Raw genomic sequence first — 7537 nt, 5'->3', positions numbered from 1 at the left:
CGGGCTTAAGCCTGCCCGCTCGCCACAAAGGTGCAGGGCATGTTCCAAAATGGTGCATGAACAAACTTGAACTTCACGCAGCCCCGATTCTTCTAACAAGATTCGAACTCGTGTGGAGCAACGCTGTGCCCAGAATCATCTCCCCCGACACCCCCGAAGCGTCGTTGACCGATCACAGTGAACACAACGCCAAGATCTTCGGTTCCCCCAAAGACCGACTCGACTTCTACCGCCGCGAGATCCAGTACGAAACCACCATCCTGGCCAACCGCACCGATGCCTACCTCACCGCGCAGTCATTCCTGGTCATCGCCTTCGTTTCCGGCATGGGCAACCTGAACCCTGAGTGGGGCAAGTTCTTCACCCTCATCGTGCCGGTGTTCCTGGCCTCCCTCGGCGTGCTCAGCTCCCTTAACGCCTGGCCGGGTATCCGCGCTGCGTACGAAATCATCGACCACTGGCACTACAAGCAGAGTGAATTGCTGCGCAGCGAGCCGGTAATGGGCCTGGCCTACGACGATTCGCCGCTGTTCTGCGAGACCGAGTCGTCCCACAAGGGCTACCGCAAGTCGTTGCTGTTTTCGATGCGTGCGCCGTGGCTGTTCATGGTGTTCTGGGTATTGCTGGGCGCGTATGCGTTTTATATCCAGGTTGATAACCCGGTGTCATAAGACAGTTGGAACTTCATCCCCCCACGCAGGACCTTACCTTTACGCAGCCTGTGTTTTCCAAAACTGCGAAGAGGTGAACCATGACCACAAGTAACGATCCGCAAGTCAGCAACCGCAACGACCCGGCCATCGATGGCGGCGAACCGGCCCCCGGTACTGCCGCCGATGCGCCCAAAGACCCAACGCCGGCGAAAGACCCCAAAGCCAAGGACAACGACTACAGCCCGGATTTCAAGCCAACGCCTGAGGCCAAGCCTGAAACCGATGCTGATATCGACACCCAAGGCGGTTAGAGGAGACAGTCATGTCAGAAGAAGACGACGACGAACTCAATGACCCGGGCAACGAAGACCCAGGCTCATTGATGGATGATGCAGAAGTGCCGCTGAACGATCTGGATGACGCGGCAGATGTTGGCCATACCGAAAATCAGGACTGAGCGTTCACCTTGGCACGTCGTTCATACCACACCAGCATCGGCTGGGTACTGAGGCCATGAACGACGATGCTCAAGGCGATCACTGACACCGTCAGGTCGACCGCGACCGCGCTGCTGGTGCCGATCAGCCCGTGGTTGAGCGCGTAGAACAGGTAGTAGATGCTGCCGATGCCGCGAATGCCGAACCAGCCGATCAAGCCGCGCTGGCGGTAGTCGATCAGGCGGCCCCACGGCATTGCGAGGACGCTGAAGGGGCGAATCACGCAAAACAGCAGCGCCGCCACGGGTACTGCTCGCCAATCCCAATGGCTGGCCAGCACAATGCCCAGCACGGTGACCAGAAATACCTCCATCGAACGCTCCACCAAACTGCCGAATGAGAGCATGTCGCCCATCATCACCCCGGCGGCGATTTGCGTATCGGCCAGCTCGCTGACATCACCTTGCAGGGCGCGCGCAGGCTCCACTTCCAGATGGCCGACCACTGGCAGCGCCAAGTGCTCCGACGGTGTCTGCGAATTGCCGGTGGATTTGAATTCGGCCTGACGCAGGCCCAGCCCGGCGGCGAATACCGACAGAAAGCCATAACCGCCCAGCGCTTCCGCCACCACGTAGGCCAGGGCAATCAAGGCCAGGGTCAGGTAGTCATTGGGCGACAAGGTGCTGTCTTCGTTGGTGATGCGCATCCACAGCGTCACACGGCCAATGCCCCGGGCCATCCAGTAGCCGGTCAACAGCCCGACCGGCACCGCCCACAGCAGGTTTTTCAACACCCAGCCACCGAACCAGTCGCCGTCGAACCCGCCATGTTGCATGAACAGCAGGGCAAAAATCACAAAGGGAAACGCAGTGCCATCGTTCAAACCGGCTTCGCCGGACAAGCCAAAGCGTAGCGCGTCATAGTCCTGTGCATTGTTGACCTGCACCAGCCCGGCCAGCACTGGGTCGGTCGGCGCAAGAATAGCGCCGACCAACAGCGATACGCCCCACGACAACGCAAACAGGTAATGCAATGCCAGGCAGACGCCAAGGATGGTCAGCAGCATCACCGGCCCCGCCATGCCATAGGCAATGCGCCAGGTTCGATGACGCAGCGGCAAACGCAATTTCAAACCGCTGACGAACAGCGAAAACAGCACTGCGACTTCGGTCAGGTGCTCCATCCAGCGTGCGGAACCTTTGATATCCAGGTGCAACAGGTCCACGCCCAGCGGGCCGATGGCCACGCCCAGCAACAGGCACACCGCCGAGGTGGTCACCGGCATCCAGCGCAGGTAGGAAGAGGTGAGGGCGAGCGTGAGCAGTACAGCGCCCAAGACCGCCAACCATAGAATAAATGTCATTGTAATTGCACTCGGCCGTGGTCTATCCAGGTTGGAGGACGACGGCCGAGTGGTGGTTCAATGTACTTCGATCAGGTAAAGCGCCAGGAATTCTCGGAGCCCACCTTGATGTTGAACCGGTACTGGAGCGGCAAGTAATGCTCCTTCATCTGCTGTATTCGGTTAGCCAGACGATCAGGAGGCGTAATGCCATTTCTTCTGTACCCCTCAAGTATCTCTGGTGCGACATCGGCAACCGGGCCTACTCCCTCGACTTTTTTTCCTACGCGCTTGACTTTCTTGTAACCCCCATCAAAACCCACTTCGTACATATCGGGTCTTTTCGACTTGAGAACGTCGTTAAACACATTGGGCCCCACGGTATCGAATATTTTCGTCTCATAAACCTGGAATGGTGCGGAAATGGTAACTTCACCATCAGGCCCTACAGTTGCATACTCTCGATTGGCCTTGAAGTAATTCTTATTTGCCTCAAACTGTTTCTTTTGCCTTTCCATTACGTCGAGCAGCACAGGATTACCCGGTCGTGTTGCAAAATGGCTGGTGTTATAAAAGGCATTATTGTCGGTGGCCCAATGTGTAGTCGGCCCGCCGAGTAGTATATCGTTCGCGCCTGCCAACATCGGATCGGGCGTGACGGTGTTTTGAATGAGATCATCGGTGTCGAGCCACGTGCCGCCATCTTCATACGTGATCGGATAACGTGCCACGTCCGAAGTCGCAGCCAGGTTTTTCCCTTGCCCTTGCCGGTAATACTGGTACATCTCGCTATTCAACACCGGTTCGAAAGCCTTGTCCTCGCGTAGATTCGAGATGGTGATGCCGGGCACCTCGCTTTGCAGCTTGGCCTTGATCTGTTGAAAAATAATCGGGCTGTCGGCGTCAACATGCAAGATGGAGGTGTACCCCGGCGCTCGGCTGGCGTTTTTGGCCATGTTGTCGATCAAGTGCTGCGGGATTTCCTTGCCTGCCCAAAAATAGTGCAGTTTGGTTGGCACAGGTTTTAAGTCTTTCGGAATACCTAAAACCAGTGGCGTCGAAATATTAACCAGCTTGTAGAGTTTCGATTCCAGTTTATTGGCGTTTGAAAACTCATCAAACGTTCCGCGTTGCCACTGGCCTTTCCCCGTTCTCCAGTAATAAAAGTGAGTCTGTACCTTATCGGTACCGAAGACGAATTGGGTTTCCGTCCACGCGCCGGCTATGCTGTCGAAGGTGACTTTATGATTGAGGCCCTCATACGTAAGCGAGAAGGGCGTCGCTGAATTTTTCGTTTCGTGAATATCATCTATCGGCACCGCAAACCTGCCATGCCCCAAATCCCAGCGTCCCGGCGCGCTGCTCGCGCCCCCCAGCAACTGCTCGGCTCTTGCCGCCGGCACCCACCCGGATACGCCCAGATCCTTGACAGGTATATCGGGGCCCGCACCTTTGGGGTGGAGGATGACGCGCTGGCCGTCTTTCAACCTGGATTCATAAAGCAACCCATCGACCTTTACATATTCTTTTTTACTCGCTCCCACGTACACGTTGCCCTGTGTGCCCTGAGTCGATAACGCGTCCGAGGCGATGTATTTGGCTTCATAGCCCGTTAGATGAGGGTCCAGGGTAATGACTTCGCCATTGACCGCGACGCGGGTTGGGGTGAAATCGAGCAGCGGTGGGCCAATAGCCCGGTTCTTCAAGGGATCGTATTGATGCCAATTACCTTGATACATCACGGCAGGCCCCTCGACAGTTTCCTGCCCGACCTTGAACCTGCCCGTTGCCGCCAGGCCGTATCGCTGGCTGGCAGTTTTCACGACATCATCACTGGCGATGGCGTGCAAACTGTTGGCGTTTGTAGTCACGGGCGCATCGGGGACGAAGTTCGTCATCGGGTTGCCGGTGGATCTTTTGGTGCGTGGATTAAAGTCGTACCACTGACCGGTCGCCTCGTCGCGTTGGGCCAGGACTTTACGGCTGCCCGCACCATTGGCCGCTTTGATTGTTCCCTGCGCCACGTCGCCTTTTTTTGCCAACTCAAGCAGATTGACCCCCGAATAGGCGGCGCGTAGTTGTTTGACACCCTTATAGGCTTTATTGACCACATAGCCCCCGGCCTGGAAAACACCCCGCGCCAAATCATCAATACCGCCAACGGGGTTAAGTGCGCCCACCGCCGCCCGGCCGATGATCTTGACCGCCTGGGCGGCCCTGGAGAGTGCGGACGCACCGGCAGACAGGGCTTTTGCGGCCTTGGCGGCGGCGCCGAGGCCGACCACAAAGCCGAAGACATCAAAGGCCAGGTCGACAATGCCTTCGGTAATCTTGCCTTCTTTGAAGTTGATAATGGCTGACCTGAGCGGGATCAGGTTCAGCGCAATTTCGCCTACGATCTTGTAGGTCGGGACTTCAGTCTCGAAGGTTGTTGCACCCTTGGCGTATTGGCGTACCGCAGGCAGGTCCATGTCTTCAATGACGGCATCGATAAGGTATTGGGTTCGGTCACTGGAGAAGCTATTGGGCGCACCCTGAGCACCTTGGCGTTCGTCGGTGATCCCCGGTGGGTGTTGGCCTGCGGGAGTTATCAGGTCGTATTTTTTACCTTTGGCCGGGTACCAACCCTCGCTTGGCACTCTTTCCTCATACGTTTTGTCCGGCCGCCGTGTGAAGGTGCCCTTCAGTCGATCGTAGGCATACGTCATGACGCTCAACTTGCCGTTGATGTAGCGTTTGGTCTCGAACAGCAGCACGCCGTTTTCAGTACGCTGAGGCAAGTCAGGCCTGTCGTAGTCGATTTCCCTGCGCACGGTTATTTTGCCGTACTGCAGATTCTGCTGGTCTTCCAGCGGCAGTTTGGAAATCCCGTATTTGAACGCCGCTGACGTGGTCTTTTTGATGGCGTCTTCGTATTTCGCAAAGTCCGCATCAAATTGCTCCTGCGGACTCGGCAGTCCTTTGAGTTTTGCCAGCATCTCGTTGACCTTGACATCAGCCGATGATGAGACCCACACCGCCGGTGTCCCGTCAGCCGCAATAGTAATACCGTTGCCCGTCAGGAATTTGAAAATACCACGGCCTACGCCCCAATCAGTGTTCGAGTCGGGTGGCGCCCCCACCAGTGCCCGGCCATCGAGAAACAGATCCTTTAGCGAATAAGGTCCGGGAAAGTGGCGGTTGGAGGGCTTTGACCTGATGCACTTTTTATCGAACAGCTTGGGGTCCACGCCCGGTAAGGCTTCTTTCATGAATTCGTTGGCGATGGCGTCGGTCATCGGCATCTTGATGTCCGGCGTCGCGGCGGCTGCGCTCAGCACACGCAGCTGCGCATCGAATTCCTTGCGCACCTCGGCCAGGGCGGTGTCGGTCGTCGGGTAGTCCATGCCATGTGGGATCGCCCATTCTTTGATCGCCTGGTTCTGGGCGGCATACTCAACCTGGCGTTCGTCCTCTGATATCGGTGCAGTGCTGGCGGCAAGCATGATTTGCGCGTAGCTCATTGTGGCGGTCGCACCCGGCGCTTTCGCCTCTATGCGAGCGACCGCCGTGGTGAAGCTGACCCAGCTGTGGGTGCCCACCCCCACTTCCTTGGGAATGCCCTTGACCATGAATTGCGGGGCGCGGCTGGCGAGCATGAGGTGGGCGTGTACCCGCGCGGTGTCCACGGAACGGGCTGTGCCGTTGGACACCAGATGAGCCGCCAGCTCCTCGACGACCGCCGACGGGTGCTTGTTGTGGTTGGCAACCGAAACCAGTTGATAGCCCTCAATCGCCGTTGCTTCGCCGGTGCGGCCGGTGCTGCCCACGTTCAAGGCCGCCAGCAGCCAGTCGGTGGCGCTGCCTTTAACCGAGCGCGCCGCGAAGCTGGCCTCAAGGGCCTTACCCAGTTCAATGCCCCGGGGCGAACTGAGCAGGGTGTCGATCAACAGGCGTGGATTACTGTGTTCCTGCGTGGTGATTGGCCTGCCATTGAGCAGGTAGTCCAGCACGTTGTTAAACGGCGTCAACGGGATGCCGCCGAGTTCACCCGCGCGTATAGCCTCTCTCAGTTGTTCCTGGCTTTTCTGGTCGAGCGGCACGGGCCAGCTCAGCGCGCCGCCCAGGTCGCCATGGGTGGCAGCCTTGGGCGGCGCGGTGGTCAGGGCATCTGCCAGGTTCACCACCTGTTCGTAGGTGGTGGGGATGTCCCAGCCATGATCCTCCAACAATTGCGTGAGGCTGACTTCGTTTGATTCGCCGGCGCCCGTTGGGAAGTAGGTGCCGTCGGCGGACAGCGGTACGGTTTTTTGCAGTTCGGCCTGGATTTGCCCCACGTCCTTGCTGCCATTGCTCAAGGCTGTCGCCAGGCGCTGCAGCGCTTCGCCTGCCCGGTATCGGTTGCGAATGTCGCCCAGAACGGCTTGCTGGTCCTGGAGTGCATCTTCACTGCGCGACTTGATCAAATCCGCAAAGCGGGTTGGATCGAGGGGTTTGAAGTTCTGCTGCGAGCGGATCTCGTCGGCCCGCCGGTGCATTCCGGCCAGCGTCAGGTTTTGTGGCTCCTGATAAAAATGCCCAACGATCCACCAGGGCACGGGTACGTTCGTGCTGTTGACCGGAGGTGTAAGCCGGTAGTCCGTGCCGATGACGCGCGCAGCCTGCAGGATCGGCCCGCTGATGGCGGCCCACTGGCTGTCGTCCTGGCCGACCGTGTGCAACGTGCGCTGGGGGTCAAGCGTGCGCTCAAGGGAGTAGGAGAGCTGACCTGATTTCGGATCGAGTTTTATTGTGGAGGTGTCGATACCCGTGGCCTGGATCCACTGCTGAACCTCGGGTGACTGGAAGGCATCATGCAACTGCTTCCACCATTGGCCGAATGTGGAGTGGGGCGGAATGTAGTCGAAGTCGTCGACTTTCATGCGATTGCCGGCCAGGCTCAAAGCAATCACGTATTGCATTGCCAGTTCATTGTCCCCGCCTGCACGCGTCGTGACTTCGGGTTGCGGGGCGGAGGCGTCGTCACGCTTTTGCCTGGACAGCAGCGGAGGGGGAGGTGGCGGTGGAGCGAATTGAGGGCGCGCGGCAATCGGATTGGAAACACTGTTCATAAGGACTGTCCCTTG

At 58.1% G+C, this 7537-nt stretch carries 5 protein-coding genes; 3 read left to right on the top strand and 2 right to left on the bottom strand.

Annotated features, from left to right (window positions below):
• Positions 1-125: 125 nt before the first annotated feature.
• The 3 genes from HX783_RS24945 (at position 126) to HX783_RS30070 (ending at position 1110) form a co-directional block, all read left to right on the top strand.
• Positions 126-671 (top strand): hypothetical protein, encoded by a 546-nt coding sequence (locus HX783_RS24945; RefSeq protein ID WP_159956432.1) that lies wholly within the window; start codon positions 126-128, stop codon positions 669-671.
• An 80-nt stretch (positions 672-751) separates the two neighbouring features.
• On the top strand, positions 752-964 hold the full coding sequence (locus tag HX783_RS24940) for a hypothetical protein (RefSeq protein ID WP_159956433.1): 213 nt from the start codon (positions 752-754) through the stop codon (positions 962-964).
• An 11-nt stretch (positions 965-975) separates the two neighbouring features.
• Positions 976-1110: a hypothetical protein gene (locus HX783_RS30070; RefSeq protein ID WP_256347291.1), complete on the top strand. Its 135-nt coding sequence runs from the start codon at positions 976-978 to the stop codon at positions 1108-1110.
• Here HX783_RS30070 and HX783_RS24935 read toward each other — a convergent pair.
• Both HX783_RS24935 and HX783_RS24930 read right to left on the bottom strand, forming a co-directional pair.
• Positions 1101-2453, bottom strand: coding sequence for a sodium:proton antiporter (locus HX783_RS24935; RefSeq protein ID WP_177018621.1), 1353 nt, complete (start codon positions 2451-2453; stop codon positions 1101-1103). The two genes, HX783_RS30070 and HX783_RS24935, sit on opposite strands and share 10 nt — an antisense overlap.
• Positions 2454-2524: 71 nt before the next feature.
• Positions 2525-7522 carry a hypothetical protein gene (locus HX783_RS24930; RefSeq protein ID WP_256347290.1) on the bottom strand — a complete coding sequence of 1666 codons (4998 nt, stop codon included), beginning with the start codon at positions 7520-7522 and terminating at the stop codon, positions 2525-2527.
• Positions 7523-7537: the final 15 nt, after the last annotated feature.

The sequence above is a fragment of the Pseudomonas sp. D2002 genome (genome assembly GCF_013385735.1).
In the GTDB taxonomy this organism is placed as follows: domain Bacteria; phylum Pseudomonadota; class Gammaproteobacteria; order Pseudomonadales; family Pseudomonadaceae; genus Aquipseudomonas.
Note: the sequence above shows the minus strand (reverse complement) of the source record. Positions and strands in the feature narration are given on the sequence as shown.